Here is a 19300-nt window from a genome sequence, read left to right as displayed (position 1 = left end):
AGCGGCGCGGGCAAGTAATTCTTTTTTCGGCACCCCCTTGGTCGTCGAAGGAGACATGACATGAAACCGCTGCTGCTCGCCCCGATCTGCATGACCGCCTTGCTGGCGGCCTGCGCCGACATGGGCACGGATGTGGACCCGATCCTGGACGGCGCGCCGCGCGCGCAGTTCCACAGCGACCTCGCTGCCTGTCGACACCTTGCCCGAAGCCAGTCGCAGCTGGACCATGACATGATGGCCGCAGCCGTCATCGGCGCCGGGATCGGCGGCGTGCTGGGCGAGATCGACGAGGAGGGCGATGCGCTCGGCGGGGCCGTCATCGGCGCGCTGGCAGGCGCCGCGGTGGGCGCGTCCGAGGCGAGCGACACGCGCGAGAACATCGTCCTGAACTGCCTGCGCGGCCGCGGCCATGCGGTCGTGAACTGAGGGAGGAAGCCATGCATGATGTCCGCACCCGCATGGAGGGCCTGCACCACCTGCTGACCGGGGGGACGGGCCACCCGACAGGGCGCCGCGCGTCTGTGCCCCGGCACCTGCGGGACGATCTCGGCCTGCCCGAAGGGAGGCCGCGCAGCCCGCGGCGGTCCCTTCCGGCGCGCCTGCGGCGGTGGTGAGGGCCGGTCCATGACCCAGATCCTCGCCTTCGCCTATGCCGGGCTGACTGCACTGCCCATCCTGATGCACCTGGGCGTCGCCGCCGGTGCCCCGCTTGGCCGCCTGACGGTCGGCGGCCGCTTTCCCGGCCGCCTGCCGCCGGCCTGGCGGGCGCTGGCGCTGGTTCAGGCCGCGCTGCTTGCAACCATGGCCGGGGCGGTGCTCGCCAGGGCCGGCATCGGCGCGGTGCCGCTGGCGCCTCTGTTCTGGCCCGCCCTCGCGCTCACGCTGCTGTCGCTCGCCGCGAACGCCGCCAGCCCCTCGCGCCCGGAGCGCCTGCTCTGGACGCCGGTCCTCTTTCTCATGGCCGCCGCCGCGCTTGGCGTCGGCCTGTCATGAACACCGGAGACGATCCATGAACGTTCTCGTTGCCGGGGCGACCGGCTATCTCGGGCGCTTTCTCTGCGCCGAATATGCGCGGCGCGGGCATCACGTCACCGCGCTGGTCCGCGACACCACGCGGGCCGGGGATCTGGCCGATCTGTCGATCGAGGCCGAGGCCACCCGGCCCGAGACGCTCGAAGGGATCATGGACGGCGTGGACCTCGTCGTCTCGTCGCTTGGCATCACCCGGCAGGCCGACGGGCCCGGCTATCGGGAGGTGGACTTCCAGGCGAACCTGAACCTGCTGCGCGAGGCCGAGGCCGCGGGCGTCGGACGCTTCGCCTATGTGCATGTCCTGAATGCCGACGCCATGAAGGGCGTGCCGCTTGTCGATGCCAAGAGCGCCTTCGTGGACGCGCTCCACGCCTCCGACATGCCCGCGACCGTGATCGCGCCCAACGGCTTCTTCTCGGACATGGGCGAAATGTTCGCGATGGCGCGCAAGGGCCGCGTCTGGCTGTTCGGGGACGGGGCGCAGCGCCTCAACCCCATTCATGGCGCCGATCTGGCGGCGGCCATCGCCGACGCGACCGACGCCGGCCGGGGCTGGGCCGAGATCGGCGGCCCCGACGTGATGACGCAAGGCGAGATCGCCCGCGCCGCCTTCGACGCACTCGGGACCGCGCCGCGCATCACCTGTCTGCCGGACGCCCTGCGCCGGACCGCGCTCGCCGTCCTGCCGCTCCTGCCGCGCCGCGTGAGCGGCCCCGCGCGCTTCTTCCTGACCGCGCTCGGAATGGACATGGTCGCGCCCCGCTTCGGGACGCGGCGCCTCACCGACCACTTCGAAACCCTCGCCGCGGAAGCGGCGCGCCAACCGAAAGGAACTCGCACATGACCCTCCGCAAAGCCGGCGGCCTCGCCGCCCTGACCTGCGCCGCCACCTATCTGTTTGGCTTCGCCCTGCTTGTCACCCTGCTCGCGCCGCTGGGTTTCGGCTCGGACGAGATCGACGTCGCCGCCGTCACGGCCTTCATCGCCGAACGGCCGGGCGTGCTGATCGTCTGGAACACCCTGATTTATATCGTGAACGCGCTGGCGCTTGCGGTTCTCGTCGTTGCGCTCCGCCGGCAGATCGCCAATGCGCGGCCGGACGCCGCCGCCCTGACCGAGGCGATCGGACTGATCTGGGCCACCCTCGTCCTCGGCGCCGGCATGATCGCGAATGTCGCCGTCGAACGGACACATGCGCTCGCCGCGGACCCGGAGGCTGCGGCCTCCCTGTGGCAGACGCTCCACGCGGTCGAACTGGGCTTGGGCGGCGGCAACGAGATCGCCGGCGGCGCATGGATCCTGGCGGTCAGCCTCGCAGGGCTTGCGAGCGGCCTTTTCGGCCGCGTCACGGCCGGGATCGGTGCGATCAGCGGCTTCGCCGGGCTCGTGACCATCCTGCCGCCGCTCGGAGAGACCGCCGGCGCCGTCTTCGGCCTCGGCGCCATCGCGTGGTTCGTTGCCGTGGGGATCGTGCTTCTGCGGGGCGGCCAGACGGCGTTCGTGAAGGGGGTCAGCGCATGACATCGCTTCGGACCCTGGCCTTCGCCTGCGGCCGTATCTCCGGCCTTTGTAGAGCCGAGAGACCCGCCTTTCCTGTCAAGTGGCAGGGCTGGTCATCGGGTCGGTGCCGGGTGGATCTGAACTGCGAACCCCTCGTCCGGCGCAGGTGGCATGAAATGGCGTGAGATCTGCCGGAACTGCGCCTCGGTCACGACGAAGGGATGCAGCCCCGCGTCGTTCCGGGCCCGCAGCCGGGCGAGGCAGACCTCTTCGGGCACGTCAAGCAGGTGGAGCACATGCGCGGCCTCGGTTCCGTCGAGAAGGCCGCGCATCCAAGACCGTGCATCGGTGGTGTTCGCCTGGAAGTCGAGGACCACCGAGACACCCGCGTTCAGGAGGTCCGTGACATGCGGGCCGACGATGCCGCGCAGCAGGCTGGCGCAGCGGACGTAATCGTAGATCGACCTCAATTCGTTGCCGTAGAGGCCCGAGAGCCAGTGGTCCTCGCGAATGACCACGGTCCCGGGGCGGCGGCCCAGTTCGGTCGCGAGCGTGGACTTGCCCGAGGCGATCCGACCGCAGAGCAGGTGAAGGGTCGTTTGCTCGGCCATGTCTCGTCCTCTTTGCGTTACGCAGGCAGCAACTGGGACAGCGTCGTCAATCCGAAGAGCAGAAGCGCCGCCGACAGACCGCAGGCGATTGTCCGGACCGTGTTCCAGAATGTCCAGCGCGGCAGATAGGTGCCGGTCCAGTAGCTCTGGGTGGACGTCTGCGACAGGTCCATTCCGGCCAGCGCCTCGTTCATCGGCACGTTGAAGACCACCGTGACGGCGAAGCAGCCGAGCAGATAGACGAGGCCGGCCGTTACGATCAGCGTTGCCGGAGTGCCGTCGAGCCATAGCGCAGCATGGACGATCAATACCAGCGACACCGCCGCCAGTCCGAGGAAGAGGGCCATGAAGACCCAGCGGAAGACCTCGCGATTGATCACCTGCATGGCCTCGGCGCCGCCATGGCCGCTGGTGAGCGATAGCGAACGCATGATGAAATCGGAAAAGGCGAGGAAGACGCCACCGACCAGCGCGTAGGCGAGAACGGCGAAGTGAGCGAGGTAGAAGACGAGGGGCGACATCGGTCTGAACTCCTTCGGCTGATGGGGCGGCGCGGCGAGGAGCGCCGCGCCGAGCGCGTGATTAGCGCATGGGGTGTGCTGCGGAGGCCGGGGAGGCTGGCTGCCGGAGCCGGCGTCGGAACGCGGCGACCAGAAGCCCGGCGATGGCGGTCTCGACCACCAGGGCGGAGATCACGCTGCCGGACGGCATGCCGTCGAGAACCAGACCGACCAGTCGCCCCGCCGGAAAGGCGAGGAAGACCGTCAGGGCCACTGCGATAGAGACCGGCAGGATCGCGCGCCGCCAGATGCCGAGCAGCATGAGGATGCCGAAGCCGGCGAGTCCCGCGCCGGGCGCGCGAAGCTCGCTGAGCAGGGACGCATCCTGCCCGAGCGCGATGCCGTAGCTCGCGTAGAACGCATGCGGCGCGCTGACGATGAAGCCGCCGATGGCGAGCGCGGTGAGGCCGGAGACCCCGAGCGCGATCTTCTCCAGGAGGGTGTTGGACATGTCGTGATCCTTTCCAAGGGCGGCGGTCAGGCGGCGCTGGTCCATGCGCCGGACTGCGCGGCTCGCAGCGCGAAACTGGCGAAGCCGTGGGGCGGACGTCCGAGCGCCCGCATCACGCCGTCGGTGGTGTGCGCGTTCCGGCCGTCCAGAGTCTCCCGCGCGATGCCGGTGAAGACGTCGGCGACGAAATCCCCGCCGGCCTGTGCGACATTCGCGTGGAACTCCTCGAAGCTGATCGGCAGGTGCCGGATCTCGCGGCCCGTGGCCTGCGACAGCGCGGCGGCCATTTCGGCGAAGGTCATCAGGCGCGGGCCCGTGACCTCGTAGAGCGCGCCCTTGTGGCCGTCCTCGATCAGCGCGGCGACGGCGACGTCGGCGATGTCTTCGATGTCGATGATCGGCTCCGCGATATCACCGCCCGGCATCGGCAGGATACCCGCGAGGATCGGGTCACGCAGGTAGCCTTCCGAGAAGTTCTGCGCGAACCAGGCAGCGCGAACGATCGTGAAGTCCACCCCCGAGGCGCGGACGACGTCCTCGCCCAGCCGGGCATGGTGTTCGCCCCGGCCGGACAGGAGCACGAGATGCTCCAGCCCGACATCGCGGGCCGTCTCGCAGAGCGACTCGAGCTTTTCCACCGCGCCGGGAAAGGCGAGGTCGGGGAAATAGGTGACGTAGGCGGCGCGCGCGCCCGTCAGGGCCGGCCCCCAGGTTGCGGGCGCCTCCCAGTCGAACGGGATGGCGGAACTGCGCGAGCCGCGGCGAACGGCGACGCCTCGGGCCTCGAGGCGGCTGGCGACGCGGCGGCCGGTCTTGCCGGTCGCGCCGATGACGAGGATGGGTCGGTCCTGCATGGGGGATCTCCCTGGCGGTGGGTGTCAGTCGCCAATGGGATAGCCGGTGCTGCCCGGCCCGGTCTTGACCGCGCTTGCCAGGATTTTGACCGAGGTCGCCAAGACAGGCTCAGGGGAGCGCGCGCTCCTTGCGGTAGGTCGCCGGTGTCGTGCCCATCCAGCGCTTGAAGGCCCGGGTAAAGGCGCTCTGCTCGGAGAAGCCGGTCAGAAAGGCGATCTCGGCCAGGGAATGCCGGTCGTCGCGCAGAAGCCCCTTGGCGAGATCGCGGCGCGTCTCCTCGGTCAGGGCGTGAAAGCTCATCCCGTGTTCGGAGAGGCGTCTGTGGAACGATCGCGCGCTGAACCCCAGGCTGCGTGCGATCTCCGTCATCTTCGGAGTCCCCTCGCTGAGCGCCTGCGCGATGGCAGCCTTTGCCTGGCGCACGACCGCCGGGGTGTCCGAGACCCGGGACAGTTCCGCGTCGAGATGCGAGATGAGGTAGCGAGAAATCCCCTCGTCACCGAGGATGTTCGGTCGCGCGAGTGTCTCGTTCGCGAAGAGAAGCGCATCGAGATCGGCGTCGAAGCGGACGGGGCAGCCGAACCAGTCCTCATGCGCCGCGACGGACCGCGGCGCGGCATGTCGGACCAGCACCATCTCGGGCCTGACAGGCACCGAACTGACCTGTCGGGCAATTGACACGGCGCTCGCAAGTGTCGCCTCGTTCGACAGTCGCATCCCGAGGCGCCGTTCGCCCGCCCGATGCAGGATGAAGAGCGTGCCTCCCTCGGCCGGCCGCAGCTCGTATTCGACGACGCTGGTCCAGAGCCGGGCGTAGCGTTCGACCCGCGCATAGGACGTGCCGAGCGTCGTCGCCGCCTTGAAGGCCAGCCCGAGCGCGCCATACTCGTCGAGCCGCATCGACGCGCCGGTGCGCACGGGAAGTTCGGTGACGTCGATCCGCTCGGCCATGCGTTCGAGCATGTCGTAGTAGCGCTCCGCCGGGATCATCTGTCCGGTGTCCCAAGGTCCCGCGGGGTCGATCCCGACCGAGGTCAGCATCTCGTCCGCATCGACGCCGTTCCCAGCCGCGGCCACCATCTTGCGAGCAAAGAGAGACGTAACGTAAGCCATGTCCAGCAGTTTATGCTGCGGCTCGTGAGCGGCCAAGTTCGACGCGTCGCGACGCCTGCTGTCGAGCTCTATGCCCCGATGAAGTTGGATGGGCGCCCCACCAACGCGTCACACAGGTGGTCCACGAACAACCTGACCCGGCGAACCCGGCGCAGATCTGAACGCAGCAGGACCTAGAGCGAGCGCCGAGGCGAAGAAAGCCCTGGCGCGTGACGGGCACCATGTCTGCCCGGTGCTGAGCCTGAGCCCGCTCGGGGCCGCGCTCCGCACCGTATTCTTTGGCACACGCGCAGCCCGGTTCGCAGCGACCGGCATGGTCAGGCCCGAACATACGCCTCGCATCTTTTGTAAGATGCAAAGGGCCGCTTCCGAGGAGTTTCGTCGCAGCAGATAAGGCGACGCGAATGTCGGCTACGGGCCGGGAACGGTCAATACCGGTAGGGAGGAGAGCAATCGTATGCTGCCGTCAGCACTTGGCTCGGCTGTACGGACAGTGCGGGCCTTCGGCAATCTTTGCCCGAACGTCGGCCTCCGCGCAGGAAGGCAATGACATGTTGCGCTGGTTCGATATATTGCGCCACTTCGCCATCCACCCTCGAAGGTGTCGATAGACTTTTGCATCGACGCTGGCCGCAGCAAGCAATCCGCCCCAAAGCGCACCGGGGATGCCGGGGCTCAGCACGTCTTGACCCGCTAGGTAGAGGCCCGCGATAGGCGTCTTGGCCCGCAGCCCGTCGCACATGACACGCTCCGGCGTCACATCGAGGCCGTAGAATGCCCCCTCGCGATGCCTAGTGAACGTGACGGTGGAGAGCGGCGTGGCCAACTCGCGATGCACCACAAGCTTGGCGAGGTCCGGAAAATGGCGTTCAAACATCGCCATCAGCGACTCCTCGACCCGGCGCTTGAAGGCGGCGTAATCGTCGCCCCGCGCGCCGGCGGGCCGGTCCGCCCATTGGTCGACGCTGGCCCAGTCGGCCCAGACCAGCAACTGGCCCGTGTGTTTCTGCCGTGAACCGGGGTCATGCGCCGGGTTCTTGAGCGAGCCGATGGAGACGGTCATGTGGGGTGGCGCGCCGTCTGGCACATCCGTCCAGACGACATCGGACTCACCGGTCGGAAAGATCCAATGGTTCGCCTTCGAGGCACCGGCGGCCTCGATGTCGCCTTCGAAGCCCAAAAACAAGGTGAAATGCGCGATGCTGGAGGGCAGCGCTCGGATTTTAGCCTTCCAGTCGTCGTGCCCGCACCCCTCGGGCAAGAGAGTATCGATGGTTTCCCGCGCCCCGATATCCGATACCACCGCATTCGCTCGTATCTCAAAGCCGTCTGCGGTTCGGACACCCTCGACGGTATCGCCGTCGAGCAGCAATTTGTCGACGCGGACGCCAGCGCGGGCATTGCCCCCGTGTCTGACAATGGTCGGGATGATGTGATTGGCAAAAGCGGCGCTGCCCCCCATGGGATACCAAGACCCGCTGACCAGGTAGGAGGCTGAGATCAAGGCATGCATTGCGAAGCTCGCCCTGCTGGGCCTTCCGCCATGATCACCCCATTGCGCCGCCATCACGGCGGCGAGTTCGGGATCGTCGGTGAGTTCGTCGATGACCTCCTTGGTCGTCCGCGCGACCCATTTTTCGATGGTGCGCCGGTTCCACCAGTAGAGCACGTCACCCAAAATTTCCGGCATCGCGCGGGTCGACGTGGCCTTCATGACCGTTTCCCGGCCTTCGCGCAGCGCACGTGTCCAAGCTTCGATCGCCTCGGCTTGGTCGGGGAACCGGTCCTTGAGGTCCCGTTCCTGTGCTTCGTAAGGACGCGAGAGCAAAAGAGGCTCGGCCGATTTCATGTGAATGACATCATAGATCGCGCCCAGCGATACGAACTCCATGGGCGTATCGCACAGCCAGTCGAGCAGCCCGCGCTCGCGGTCGTCCGGGGACACACAGCTCAGATAATGCAGGCCGACATCCCAGGTGAATCCGTTGCGGGAAAAGCTGTGCGTCTGTCCGCCGAGCGTATGGTGCTGCTCGAGCAACAGCACCTTGTGCCCGGCCTTCGACAAAGCGGCGGCGGCGGCCATGCCGCCCATACCGGAGCCGATAACAATGACATCCCAGGGATCATTCTCGGTGCGTTGCATCACGAACCTCCATTGGCTGGCCGGGAACGATGTCCCAGACCTCTGCAATCTGACCCGCCACGATGCGCCACACGACCACGACGTCGACGATGACCATGCGGTCCTTCAAGGTCAGCGTGTTGTGCGACTGGACGACGACCAATTCCGGGCCCACCGGGGTGGCCGAGACCGGTTCGATCCGGAACGTGTCATGAGATTTGTCAGCCAAGGCAGCGAAAAAGGCACGGATGCCAGCCGGCCCCACATGGTCTCCCTGCAACTCCGGCAGATTGGGATTGGAGTAGTGCCAGACGGCATCATCCGCAAAAAGATGCGCCGAAGCCTCCATGTCGCGTGGGTCGAACTGTGCGAGCACAGCCAAGGTGGGATGGTCTTCAGTCATGTCCGGCCCCTCTTCGCTTGTCAGGCATTTCCCATCGCCCGCGACACCATCTCTTCGGCTGCAAAATCGTGCGATGCGACAACGGCCAGCCCCGGCAAACGCTCGCGGAGCCGTTTGACCTTGGCGAAGGAGGCCAGCAGCGTGTCCCGATCGCCTGTACCCGGAACGACATTCCGTTCCAGCAAGGTCGCCTCGTAGGTCAGGTCCCCTACGAGCAGGATCGGGTTCTCGCCCTCTCGGCGGATCAGCATGGACATGGAGCCTTTCGTATGCCCCGGCGTTGGCAAGAGGATCAGCGAACCGTCGCCCGCGACGTCGTGGATTCCATCGAACCCCTCAAACAGTGGGTCGTCAGCAGGTGCGAACGTAATCTGCCGCCATTTCGCGGATGGGATTTCGATGTGCTCGCGTAAGATCCACTCACGTTCCGGATGGGGTTCCGACAGGATCGACCACTCGCGCGCGCTGACGAGCAGTTCGGCCTGCGGGATCTGCGCGATCCCACCGACATGGTCGAAGTGCAGGTGCGAAATGACGGCTGTCCGAATATCCCGCGCGGCAACGCCTGCCTTCCTCAGGACATGGTCGATGCGATCGAGTTCATTCACATGCAGCTGAAAGATCCGCGGCAGCAGAAAGCGTCCGGTCGCTTGTTCGATGTAGCGCTTGTCGGAAACGATCCTCGGGTCGATCCCGGTATCGAACAGCACCAGCCCATCACGGTGCCCGATCAGGAAGCATTGTAGGGGCAAGGGCACCCAACGTTTTCCGAAGAAGACCCACCAGAACTGAGGCTTCCTGCTGCCGTAGCGGTGTTCCTCTTGTTGCTCCGCCCGCCCACAGTTCAGAACCCGGACAAAGGCAATCGGATGTTCTGCCTTGATTGACGATACTGTGGCGGTTCGGGTCTCGGCCATGAGCAACCTCCTCCGGAAAGGTCGGTCAAGGAATGGCGCTCCCCTGACGGGCTACCATTCGCGAAACCGCAAGATCCCGTCGAAGTTACCATGCGAGAGAAACGGTCTCATTGATCTGTCTCAAGGACGTGCCGCGAGGCATGAGGCCATTCCCGGACCGGCAACGCACCCAGCTCGCGACCAAATTGACCTGATACGTCCGGGTGCTTCAGATTTTTTTGGCCCGGAGAAACCACGACCCGGTGACAAGCAAAGCAGTACTTAGAATGTCCTGCTTGCATGGACGAAGACAGCATCGCTTCAGTGGTCGCGCTGACCAAGGCGCCAGAAGCCAGACCATCAGCGACGGCTGCGGCATATAGGTCGATCCGATTGCGGCGCAGATCGGCGCGCTCGATCATGCCACCTCGACCAACAGTTGGACGAAGGCCGGTTGGCCCTTCAGCCAAGGTCATTGAAGCATGCGCACCGCTCCGAACCGTTTTACCCGCGATGCGCGCGACCCAGATTGACCGAATAATGTGCGGCGCGAGGGGCCGTGGCTCCGGTTGCCCCCAGAGCACGATGTCGAACTCGCGTTCAGCTATCGCGGCGGAACCGTTCGCTACTTTCCGTCTGAACGCTTTTCTATACCCGATCTCCGAAGTTCGTTCTCGGTTAGAGCGTCGATGACTGTCTTTCTGTCAGCCAAAAAGTAGACTCGTACGCCATGCAGTGCGACGGCAAACCCCCATCCGACCAGCGGCCAGATGAACCATGTGTTCTCGGGTGATGTGAACACGTTGATAACCACAAGCAGCACCATGACGGCGCCGTAGACCGAGGCATGAACGAAGAACCCGTACTTTGCCTCCGCACGTTTTCTGGCCATGTCGAATTTCTCTGTCTGCGTCATCGGTGAAGTCTCCCGCCCGTTAACACCAGTATGGATAGGCATACTGGAAACCTCGGATTTTCAGTTTGACTGAGATCAACTGCATGCGGGGACTGCCGAAACTTAGGCGCTTGAAGCAAAGGTCGCTGGAAACCGCCGAGCAGCGGTCTGTTGGCTGAAACCAAGATCGAGGGTGGGCACTAACCAGTCGAACCCGGTGTATGGACGAACAATTCCCACAGATGATCGTCAGCTGAAGCCGAAGCAAACGAACTCAGAGTGCTATGATTTGACTGGTATGTGGTAAGCTCGCGACATGACCGGCGCATCGCAGATGAAGGCGGCAGTAGTGCGCCGGTACGGCCCTCCTGAGACCATTTCGCTTCGCGACGTACCCATACCCAGTCCGGCCACTGGCGAGATACGGGTTCGCGTGTACGCAGCGACTGTGAACCGCACCGATACTGCCACCCTCCGAGGTCATCCCTTCTTCGCGCGGGCAATGACCGGGATACTGCGTCCGAAAATGCCGACACTTGGCATGGATTTTGCGGGTGTCGTTGATGTGCTGGGCGACGGCGTGTCAGGCTGGCGTCCAGGCGATCGGGTGTTCGGCCTCTTGCCCGATCAGTTCGGTGCCCATGCCGAGTACTTTTGCATACCAGCCGACGGAGCCGTCTCACTGATTCCGGCAGGGTTGCCTTTTCATGAGGCGGTGGTCGGTGAAGGTGCATGGTACGCCAACGCGACCACGAAAAGGCTACGCAAAGATCAAAGCTGCCTGATCTTCGGAGCTTCCGGGGCAATCGGAACCGCGGCGGTGCAGTTGGCCAAGGCACGCGGAGCGGAGGTGACGGCTGTGGTCGGAAGCAGACATTTGGATCTCGCAAAAAGCATCGGCGCTGATCAGGTCATTAACTACGAAGAAGAGGATTTTGTCGCAGTCGACAAGCGCTTCGACCTCGTCTTCGATGCGGTAGGAAAGACGTCGTGGTTCGCGTGCCGCCCGCTGATCAAGACGGGCGCGACCTTCGCGGCAACAGACCTTGGACCATACTGGTCCAACATCCTTCTTGGTGCATGGTTTAAGATGACTGGAAGTCGGAGGGTAGGCGTGCCTTTTCCGACAGATGCGCGCGGCTTTCTCCGGGATCTCGCTGATCTAATGTCAAAGGGAAGTTTCTGCGGCGTATTTGACCGAAGCTATGCGTTGGCCGAGATCGTCGAGGCTTTCCGCTATGTAGAGAAAGGTCAGAAGACCGGGATTGTCGTAGTCAAAGTGCGATAACGATCGACCCACGCAAACAGTGCTGAGGGACGGTCCGAGCGGCTTGGAACCAAAGCGAATTATAGAGTAACAGACTTGCGCGGTTTCTCGCGCTGCGTGAGTTCGGCGCTCGACGATGCTGCGCTGTGCAGGCACGGCTGGCCTGGTAAAGCCGCAGAGTGGCATCTGATACCTCGGCCCACGGCACGGCGGTTTTCGTCTGGTCGCGGTCAGCGCGGCCACTCTATAGCTACGATTTTACGAAGGACGCTATCTCCGCATTGCGGACGGTCAAAACTAGCGTAGCGAAGAGCCGCTTTCCGAACTTGCGACTATGGTGCATCGGCTCGCTCTGACGTGGCCTCTATCGAGATAGCAAGGTGGGCCCGTGCAAGTGAGAGTTAAGGTCACGTCCGTCAAGCTGGTGTAAATTCCAGGATGGTCATTGCGGATCATCTGTCAGGCGGCCTGTGTTGATAGGCTGAGAAGCGGGTCGATCTGCGCGGCATCGATGAGCGCAAAAGCTTCGACCTGCATGTAGCGATGCTGGCTCTGCCAGTCGTCGTTCTGCTCGAAGAGCACCGCGCCGATCAGGCGGATGATGGGCTCCTCGTTCGGGAAGATGCCGACGACATCGGCCCGCCGCTTCACCTCCTTGTTGAGACGTTCCAGTGGGTTGGTGCTGTGCAACTTCGTGCGGTGCTGAGCCGGAAAGGCCATGTAGGCGAGGATGTCGGCCTCGCTCTCGTCCATGAGGGCGCCGAGCTTCGGCCAGCGCGGCCGCAGCTGGTCGGCCACGTGGCGCCAGACCTCGATGGCGCCCTTCTGGTCGGGTTGGGTGAACGCCTGACGGATCGCGGCGGCAACCACCGTGTGCTGCCCCTTCGGCACGTGAGCGAGCGCGTTGCGCATCCAGTGGACCCGGCAGCGTTGCCAGGTCGCCTCGAATACCCGGGCGATCGCGGCCTTGAGGCCGGTATGGGCATCGGAAATGACCAGCTTCACGTCGGCCAGGCTCCGGCTCTTCAGGCTGCGCAGGAAGTCGGTCCAGAAGGTCTCGGCTTCCGAGGGGCCGATGCTGAGGCCGATGCTGAGGCCGATGATCTCACGGCGTCCATCCGTGTTCACGGCCACGGCGATTATGGCCGCGACAGACACGATGCGGCCGCCCTGACGCACCTTCAGGTAAGTGGCGTCGAGCCACAGGTAGGGCCAATCGCCAGCCAAGGGACGGTCCAGAAAATCGTGAACGCGCTCATCGATGTCCTTGCAGAGCTTCGAAACCGTGCTCTTGGAGATCCCCGACAGCCCCATCGCCTGCACCAGATCGTCGACCTTCCGGGTCGAGACCCCACCGATCCACGCCTCCTGGATCACCGCCGCCAGCGCCTTCTCCGAGGTGCGACGCGGCTCGAGGAAGCCAGGAAAGTAGGAGCCCTGCCGCAGCTTGGGCACCCGCAAGTTCAAGGCACCGAGCCGCGTCTTCAGCTCTCGCTCCCGGTAGCCGTTGCGATAGGTCTGGCGGCCGTCGCCGCGCTCGTAGCGGCCCGCGCCGATCAGACCCTCGACATCGTGCTCCATCAGCGTCTGGAGCACCGCCTCGGTCACAGCGCGGAGAAAGTCCCCCTCATCGTGCTTTTGAAGCAGCTCGATCAGGGGCATGTTGGTGTCGGTCATCGGGGTCTCCCTCGGTCCGTGGTTGAAGTCCGCAAACTCCACCATAACCGACGTCCTCGATGGCCACCCCGGTTACACCGTCAGCGCAGCGTGAAAGTCCACCACGTGACGGGACACTACCAGAGTTAACGCCTTCGTCGGCTCCGTCGTCGCGTACTCAGCACAGGTAGGACAGATGCCTCTCCCCTTGGGCAATTCGGGCTACTGACGGCTAGCCAGTCGTGGCCCTTCCCCTCGCGCCTTTAGACGAACCCCCTCGCCTGCATCATCGGTCATAGGCAAAAATTCTATACCAGCTCTTTCCAGAGCCTCTTTCACGGCAGTGACAATCTTAACGGACGAGCGGGTCGGACCGAACTGCGGGTTCTCGATCCGTTGAATAGTGGGAAGGGATACACCCGATAGCTCTGCCAGCTGCCGTTGATCCATATGCAGAAATAGGCGGGCTGCTTTCACCTGCTCGATAGTCATCATGTCTTGGACGCACTTTATGATGTTTGATACTTTACTTCGCGAGTCGAGATCGATATGTATGAGACATAACGAAAGAGGTTCAAAGACGCAAACGCCGTAGCGCCTATTGGGCGACTTCGGGTGAGCTTCTGCGGCCTGCTGAAATCTAGGAGTTCGCCGTGCTGACCCCTCTCCCCCCTGCCGTCCCTCGCCTCCTCGACGTCGTTCTCGATTGCCGCCGCTTTCCCGATGGCGACATGGCCTACGCCTCCTCCCTGCTTGATCCCCTCGATGCTCCCGAATTGTCGAAGCTGCGCCGGACTACGACGCTGTCACATGTGGCACAGACGCCTGCGTTCCGCTGCGTGTCCTGCAATAGCCCGTTGCTCGTACGAACCGAGAGCGTCCGTTCGAGTCGCGAGTTGGGCGGCCGCCGCGCCCGGTTCTACCATGCCAGGAACAGTCGTGCCGTAGGCTGCTTGTTCAATACCGAGGAAAGCATGACACCTGATGCGATCAATGCGCGCCAGTTCGAAGGGCGCCAAGAGGGCACGCGACACAAGGCGTTGAAAGCGGGCTTGGTTGACGCTCTGCATGGGGATGCGGAGGTCACCTCGGTCGCGACCGAACAGCCCGTGATCGCCAATCGGCGGCTTCGCCGTCCGGACGTGCTGGCCATGCTGGCTTCCGGCGAACGCATCGCGTTCGAGGTGCAACTCGCCTCGCCGCAGATGGCGACCATTGCCGGGAGGACACAGTTCTATGCAGAAGCCCGCATCGCCCTACTGTGGGTCATGGACGAGGCAAGGTTGAACGCTTCGCTGCCCCTGCAGGGCTTCCAAGACATCTACTGGCCGCAGGGCGGGACGGTTTTTGCACTCGATGACGACGCGTTAGCTGAGAGCAAGAAGGCGGGGGCGATGCGGCTGCACCGCGTGACAGTGACCCAAGTCGACAACCGGCTGGAGTGGACCAGCGAACTGGTCGGGCTCGACGCCGTGCAAGCCTTCCTCGGTCTCGACGAGCCTGACAGGCACCCAAGCATCGCCACAGATCCGCTGGCCCGCGCCCTGCTCGATGCTCTAGCCCGAGGCGATAGCCGCGCTGCCGGTGCCGCATTTACCCTGCTCGCACAAAGCTGCGGAGTGAAGGCGAATTGGTACGACGCGCGGCAGGACGGGTTTGATCGTATCATGCCGGTGTTGGTTACGTTACTTACCGGCCGCAAGGCCGCTCCCTCTGGCTATGCCGACGACGCGGCCGCGGCGATCCTGAACTCGGCCCTAGAAGCGCCGAGCCTGCGCGACTGGAGCCGGGTGATCGCCGTGGTGGGCAACTCGACCGTCGAGGCGGCAGGGCGGATGGCGCGCCGGAGCACGTGGGACAAGGTCTCGCGAAACCTGCAAGCCATCGGCCAGGTGCCACGGCGCGCCGATGCCCTTGAGCAGCGTTGGCGCCCCGTCCTCCGGCGCCTGTTTCCCCGACTGCCAGACTGACACCGGCCGCACGTACTTGCCCACAAAAAAGCTGGCCGCCCCTACACGCTGACCGCCCACCAAATCTCTACTCTCCGGAAACAACCTCTACTGATGCCCCACGGCATCGGACCGATCCCCTGCATCCTCCAAACATGATGAGGTCACCATGCCCCTGATCGCTCGCCCTGCCTCGACCACCTGCATCACCCCTATGGCCCTGCTCAGCTCAGCTGGTGTCCCCGCCAACCTCGACAACCAAGCTCTGGGTCTGCTGCTCTTCGACTGGCTGATGGCGCGCAAAGCGGCCGAGGCGCATGCCACCGCGTTGGCTGACTGGCACCATGCCGACGACGCCGCGCACCGTCAGTACCGGCAAACCATGGGTGCATACGATGAGGCCGTCGAAGCGATCATCGGCGGTCCGGTCGTTCTTCCGGAAATCGAGGACCCAGGCCCCGTTCCAGTCGCGCCAGATGCGGAGGTCTCATTCGGTCCGCCCTGCCCCACCGCCATCGGTTGCAGCGCGACCGAGATCGCCGCGGCCGCTACACGCGGTGTAGACTTCTATGCTGTCATACAGAAGCATGGCGCACAGATGCGGGCGCTCCCCCCCGCGACGCTCGAGGATCTGATCGACCTACTACCACTCTGCGTGGCGCTCGCCCGAGAGAATCACATCGCGCAGCTGTTCTCCCCAACCGCTGTGACGATCATCGAGACTGGTCCCGGACCCGCCAGTGTGAAGACGGAGGCGGCTTTGAAGGAGTTGGCCCGGCTGATCCGCACGGCCCCGCAAGAGCAGATCGTCCTACTCGGCCCCTTGATGCGCACAGACCTGCCGGCCGCGATCCCGTCCCTCGGATCGCTGATCTACGACTGCGGAGAAGGCCTGCGGCATCGCCGCGCCAATCGGCCCCAGGACGCACTGCCCGAGCTGCGCCGCCAAGAGCCGCTTGTCATCATGGTCGAATGCCGCGATCAACTGAGCCCGCAGCTGCAAGCGCTTGGTCTGCCCATCGTGGCACTTCCTCCGCTCGACGCCGATCTGCTGCTGGCAATGCTGCGACGCTTGTGCAGCGCGACTGGCTACCTGCATGAAACGGAGATCCGTAGGCGGCTGCCCACCCCCGCGGCACTGGCGGCGATTTCGCCCGACGGGCTGGTCTATGCGCTACGCCAATCGACACCCTTTGCGGCCACCGACGCACTGACGCGTCAGGCCGAGCGCATGCAGCGGGATCAGGGCGGCGCCGGACTGGGCTTGGTGGATCTACACTTGCCACAGGCCGTGCATGATCCGCTCGTCCAGCTCATGGCGGATCTTGAAGCCTGGCGCGCCGGCGATCTGCCATGGACGGACATCGAAACCGGATGGCTCATCTGGGGACCGCCCGGCACCGGCAAGACGATGCTCGCAACAGCGTTGGCCCGGACCGCCGGTGTGCCGCTGATTGCCGCTTCCTATGCGCAGTGGCAGTCGACCGGGCATCTCGGCGACATGCAACGTGCGGCACGGGCGACATTCGAAGAGGCACGGCGAGCGCCGAACGGCTGCATCTTGTTTGTCGACGAGGTCGATGCGATCGGCAATCGCAGCGCGGCCGGCAGCGATCGCGGGGCTGCTTACGAGAACAAGGTCGTCGCGACGCTGTTGGAATTGCTCGACGGAGTCGTCGGCCGCGAGGGCGTGATCGTCGTCGGCGCTACCAACCTGCCCGAGCTCGTCGATCCCGCCCTGCGCCGTCCGGGCCGCCTCGGGCGCATCTTGGAACTGCCGCTGCCGCGCCCGGTTCAGATCGCGGGTATGCTGCGCCATCATCTGGGGTGCGAGCTACCTGACATTGATCTGCGGCCATTCGCCCGACAGGCGGCGGGGATTTCAGCAGCTGGCATCGCCGCGCTCATTCGACAGGCAAGAGCCACGGCGCGAGCGGCTCGACGACCGATCGACGACATGGATCTGCAGCAGGCGCTCGACGGCCAGCGGCCCCGGAGTATCGCTCCGCATCGTGAGCGCATCGCGATCCACGAGGCGGGACATGCGCTGGCGCACCACCTGCTCGAGATCACTCGCCCCACGGCGATGCGGCTGACGCTCACCGGCGGCATGGTCGAGGTCGAGACGTTGATCGAGCCGCAGACGCTGGCTCAGTTCGAAGCCCGGCTGCAGACGCTACTTGCCGGACGCGCCGCCGAGCGAATGCTGCTCGGCGACGTTTCAGCTGGTGCGGGCGGCGGCGAGGGAAGCGATCTCGCAATGGCCACGGAGACCGCACTCCGAATCGAAACCGTGTTCGGTCTGGGTGGCCAAGGACCTCTCTGGATCCCGGGATCGACTCAGCATCTTGCCCTCGACTGCGCCCTTGCAGCTCGAGTACGGAAGCGGCTGGATGCGGCCGAGAAAGCGACAAGCCACCTGCTCAAGCCGCATCTCGATGCGTTGCGGAGGCTCGCCCAGAGGCTGTTGGTCGAGGAGGAGATCGAGGGCGAGGCGTTGCTAGCGCTGCTTGGAGAGCCCGTCGAACTAAAGCCCTGACGTTCGACTTTCTGCGGAAAACATATATGGCCCGGGCGTTTTGTCCGGGCGTTTTCCCTCGGGGACGACTTCCCGCCATGCAGGTGCCAGCCTTCGCAAGGGCGGCGGATCCCCTGACCATCGGCCGGGGCGTTTCCATAGTAGAAGACAGTGTCCAGAGTGTTTCCCGCGACTGGACAGGGCCCACTTCCTAGGTCCTTACAACCCCCCGCCGACGGGCCAGGCGGAGAAAAACCCGGTATCAAAATCGAAATACGATACTAGGGAAATACGACGACCTGTCGCGCCGATCCGGGGGGACGTTCGGTCGCGGCAAGCTGCCAAGACGATGCAGGTGCCGTCGCTCCGATCCAAAGGGCGTCGAACGGAATCCGACAATCCACAGGTTTCGCGTGTCGCATGACCGATACCCTCTCCTACACGCAGAGGGCGACCTCTATGATGTAGGCCATATCGATGATCCCGGTGGGCGATCGACGGTGGCGGACAGGAGGTGAGCTATGGCTGACGAAACAGGTGCGAACGTGACGACAGGGTCAGATGACACCAAGCAGGACGTAACCTCATCCATCGTGTTCGAGGATCGCGACAATACTTGGGTGCCGCCGGGCGTCTTGCCGATCCTGCCGGACGTCGGACCAGACGACGGGCGGAAAGAAAAAATGGTCAAGGTCCGCATAACGGCGAGGCGTCATCGGGCCATGACCGAGCGGGCAAATGCGGCCGGTTCAAGTCTTTCGACACACCTCGTCAACTGCGAGGCGGCGATGAGTATGCCGAGGCACGATGACCTCGAAGCGCTTCTCGGGCGCATCCTCGCGCTCGCCAGCGACTTGCACCACCGCCCCGATGACCGCCCCCTCTCCCGCCGCAAGACCATCGATCTCGCCCATCGGCTCGACGTCACCATGCAGGCGGTCATCGACCATGTGAGGCATTCCGATGCGGGCACATAACAGGGAAGTGGAGGATGCCCGGCAACTGACGGGCTACATGTACAAAGCAGGAACAAAGCCTCTAGGTGGATCACTCTACTGGCGCGGCCGCGATGACCTGGCCGAGCGCCTCGTCCGGTTGGGAGGCGATCGGCCGTTCTTACACATCACCCTCTCGCTGCCCGAGGGGACACGTGCGGCCGACAGCGTCGCACTACGAATGATCGCAACCGAGCTGTCGCATCGCGGGATAGACCCGCATGCCATCCCGTGGGCAGCCGTTCGCCATACCGACCGGACCTGCGACCACTTCCATGTCGCTGTCGCGCAGGTCACGTTTCTCGGTCGACCGATCAACTTGAACCTGACGTGCGCACAGTCGAACGCGAACGATCGCAAGCTGCGCGAAGCCTTCGGGCAGCCCCTATTGCAGGCATTCGATCCTGCAGCGCCGCCCCGGCTTGTGCCGCACGTACCGAAGCGACGCCAAGCGCGTCCCGGAGCAGCGCGGCTCGT

20 protein-coding genes and 1 pseudogene are annotated in these 19300 nt (G+C 64.6%); 9 read left to right on the top strand and 12 right to left on the bottom strand.

The annotated features are described in order from the left end of the window. The first annotated feature begins 60 nt into the window (after positions 1–60). From LOKHON_RS08150 to LOKHON_RS08135, 4 genes are all read left to right on the top strand, one after another. On the top strand, positions 61–426 hold the full coding sequence (locus LOKHON_RS08150; RefSeq protein ID WP_017929097.1) for a glycine zipper family protein: 366 nt from the start codon (positions 61–63) through the stop codon (positions 424–426). 198 nt (positions 427–624) lie between these two features. Next, the gene (locus LOKHON_RS08145) at positions 625–993 is read left to right on the top strand and encodes a hypothetical protein (protein ID WP_017929098.1); all 369 of its coding nucleotides are present in this window, start codon (positions 625–627) and stop codon (positions 991–993) included. A gap of 16 nt (positions 994–1009) precedes the next feature. Further along, positions 1010–1876: an SDR family oxidoreductase gene (locus LOKHON_RS08140; RefSeq protein WP_017929099.1), complete on the top strand. Its 867-nt coding sequence runs from the start codon at positions 1010–1012 to the stop codon at positions 1874–1876. Continuing rightward, positions 1873–2553 (top strand): hypothetical protein, encoded by a 681-nt coding sequence (locus LOKHON_RS08135; RefSeq protein ID WP_017929100.1) that lies wholly within the window; start codon positions 1873–1875, stop codon positions 2551–2553. Before LOKHON_RS08140 ends, LOKHON_RS08135 begins: the two co-directional genes overlap by 4 nt. A 92-nt stretch (positions 2554–2645) precedes the next feature. Here LOKHON_RS08135 and LOKHON_RS08130 read toward each other — a convergent pair whose 3' ends face one another. The 10 genes from LOKHON_RS08130 to LOKHON_RS08090 all read right to left on the bottom strand — a co-directional run bounded on the left by LOKHON_RS08130 (position 2646) and on the right by LOKHON_RS08090 (position 10459). Further along, positions 2646–3143, bottom strand: coding sequence for a P-loop nucleotide/nucleoside kinase family protein (locus tag LOKHON_RS08130; RefSeq protein WP_017929101.1), 498 nt, complete (start codon positions 3141–3143; stop codon positions 2646–2648). A 17-nt stretch (positions 3144–3160) separates the two neighbouring features. Next, positions 3161–3664 (bottom strand): anthrone oxygenase family protein, encoded by a 504-nt coding sequence (locus tag LOKHON_RS08125; RefSeq protein ID WP_017929102.1) that lies wholly within the window; start codon positions 3662–3664, stop codon positions 3161–3163. A 61-nt stretch (positions 3665–3725) separates the two neighbouring features. Further along, the gene (locus LOKHON_RS08120; protein WP_017929103.1) at positions 3726–4154 is read right to left on the bottom strand and encodes a DUF4345 domain-containing protein; all 429 of its coding nucleotides are present in this window, start codon (positions 4152–4154) and stop codon (positions 3726–3728) included. Positions 4155–4180: 26 nt separating this feature from the next. Beyond that, positions 4181–5008: a Rossmann-fold NAD(P)-binding domain-containing protein gene (locus LOKHON_RS08115; RefSeq protein WP_017929104.1), complete on the bottom strand. Its 828-nt coding sequence runs from the start codon at positions 5006–5008 to the stop codon at positions 4181–4183. Between the two features lie 109 nt (positions 5009–5117). After that, complete coding sequence (locus tag LOKHON_RS08110) at positions 5118–6158, bottom strand: AraC family transcriptional regulator (protein ID WP_245631444.1); 1041 nt, start codon at positions 6156–6158, stop codon at positions 5118–5120. A 430-nt stretch (positions 6159–6588) separates the two neighbouring features. Further along, positions 6589–8265: a phytoene desaturase family protein gene (locus LOKHON_RS08105; RefSeq protein WP_017929106.1), complete on the bottom strand. Its 1677-nt coding sequence runs from the start codon at positions 8263–8265 to the stop codon at positions 6589–6591. Further along, positions 8246–8647, bottom strand: a complete 402-nt coding sequence (locus LOKHON_RS08100) for a nuclear transport factor 2 family protein (RefSeq protein WP_017929107.1) — start codon at positions 8645–8647, stop codon at positions 8246–8248. The genes LOKHON_RS08105 and LOKHON_RS08100 overlap by 20 nt, the downstream gene beginning before the upstream one ends. Positions 8648–8667: 20 nt before the next feature. Beyond that, a complete protein-coding gene (locus LOKHON_RS08095; RefSeq protein ID WP_017929108.1) occupies positions 8668–9564 on the bottom strand; it encodes an N-acyl homoserine lactonase family protein in 897 nt (298 codons plus the stop codon). A 107-nt stretch (positions 9565–9671) separates the two neighbouring features. Further along, positions 9672–9965: a hypothetical protein gene (locus tag LOKHON_RS16100; RefSeq protein WP_162561771.1), complete on the bottom strand. Its 294-nt coding sequence runs from the start codon at positions 9963–9965 to the stop codon at positions 9672–9674. A 203-nt stretch (positions 9966–10168) separates the two neighbouring features. Continuing rightward, positions 10169–10459 (bottom strand): 2TM domain-containing protein, encoded by a 291-nt coding sequence (locus LOKHON_RS08090; protein WP_017929109.1) that lies wholly within the window; start codon positions 10457–10459, stop codon positions 10169–10171. A gap of 295 nt (positions 10460–10754) precedes the next feature. On the opposite strand from LOKHON_RS08090, the gene LOKHON_RS08085 reads away from it, so the two are divergent. Then, complete coding sequence (locus LOKHON_RS08085) at positions 10755–11726, top strand: NAD(P)-dependent alcohol dehydrogenase (protein WP_248606218.1); 972 nt, start codon at positions 10755–10757, stop codon at positions 11724–11726. A 438-nt stretch (positions 11727–12164) separates the two neighbouring features. Here LOKHON_RS08085 and LOKHON_RS08080 read toward each other — a convergent pair whose 3' ends face one another. Both LOKHON_RS08080 and LOKHON_RS15650 read right to left on the bottom strand, forming a co-directional pair. Further along, positions 12165–13382 (bottom strand): IS256 family transposase, encoded by a 1218-nt coding sequence (locus LOKHON_RS08080; RefSeq protein ID WP_026147546.1) that lies wholly within the window; start codon positions 13380–13382, stop codon positions 12165–12167. A gap of 201 nt (positions 13383–13583) precedes the next feature. Further along, positions 13584–13853 (bottom strand): helix-turn-helix domain-containing protein, encoded by a 270-nt coding sequence (locus LOKHON_RS15650; protein ID WP_281177648.1) that lies wholly within the window; start codon positions 13851–13853, stop codon positions 13584–13586. Positions 13854–14014: 161 nt separating this feature from the next. Between LOKHON_RS15650 and LOKHON_RS08075 the strand changes: the two genes are divergently transcribed. From LOKHON_RS08075 to LOKHON_RS16680, 4 genes and pseudogenes are all read left to right on the top strand, one after another. After that, positions 14015–15331: a DUF6035 family protein gene (locus LOKHON_RS08075; protein WP_026147548.1), complete on the top strand. Its 1317-nt coding sequence runs from the start codon at positions 14015–14017 to the stop codon at positions 15329–15331. A gap of 193 nt (positions 15332–15524) precedes the next feature. Beyond that, complete coding sequence (locus LOKHON_RS08070) at positions 15525–17849, top strand: AAA family ATPase (RefSeq protein WP_162561770.1); 2325 nt, start codon at positions 15525–15527, stop codon at positions 17847–17849. 500 nt (positions 17850–18349) lie between these two features. Next, a complete protein-coding gene (locus LOKHON_RS08065) occupies positions 18350–18805 on the top strand; it encodes a hypothetical protein (protein ID WP_017929114.1) in 456 nt (151 codons plus the stop codon). Beyond that, positions 18792–19139: pseudogene (locus tag LOKHON_RS16680) on the top strand (relaxase/mobilization nuclease domain-containing protein); the annotation flags it as partial. The gene LOKHON_RS08065 and the pseudogene LOKHON_RS16680, both read left to right, overlap by 14 nt. Positions 19140–19300 lie beyond the last annotated feature (161 nt).

The sequence above is a fragment of the Limimaricola hongkongensis DSM 17492 genome, from assembly GCF_000600975.2.
Lineage (GTDB): Bacteria > Pseudomonadota > Alphaproteobacteria > Rhodobacterales > Rhodobacteraceae > Limimaricola > Limimaricola hongkongensis.
The sequence above is the reverse complement of the archived record's forward strand: the minus strand, read 5'-3'. Positions and strand labels throughout refer to the sequence as shown.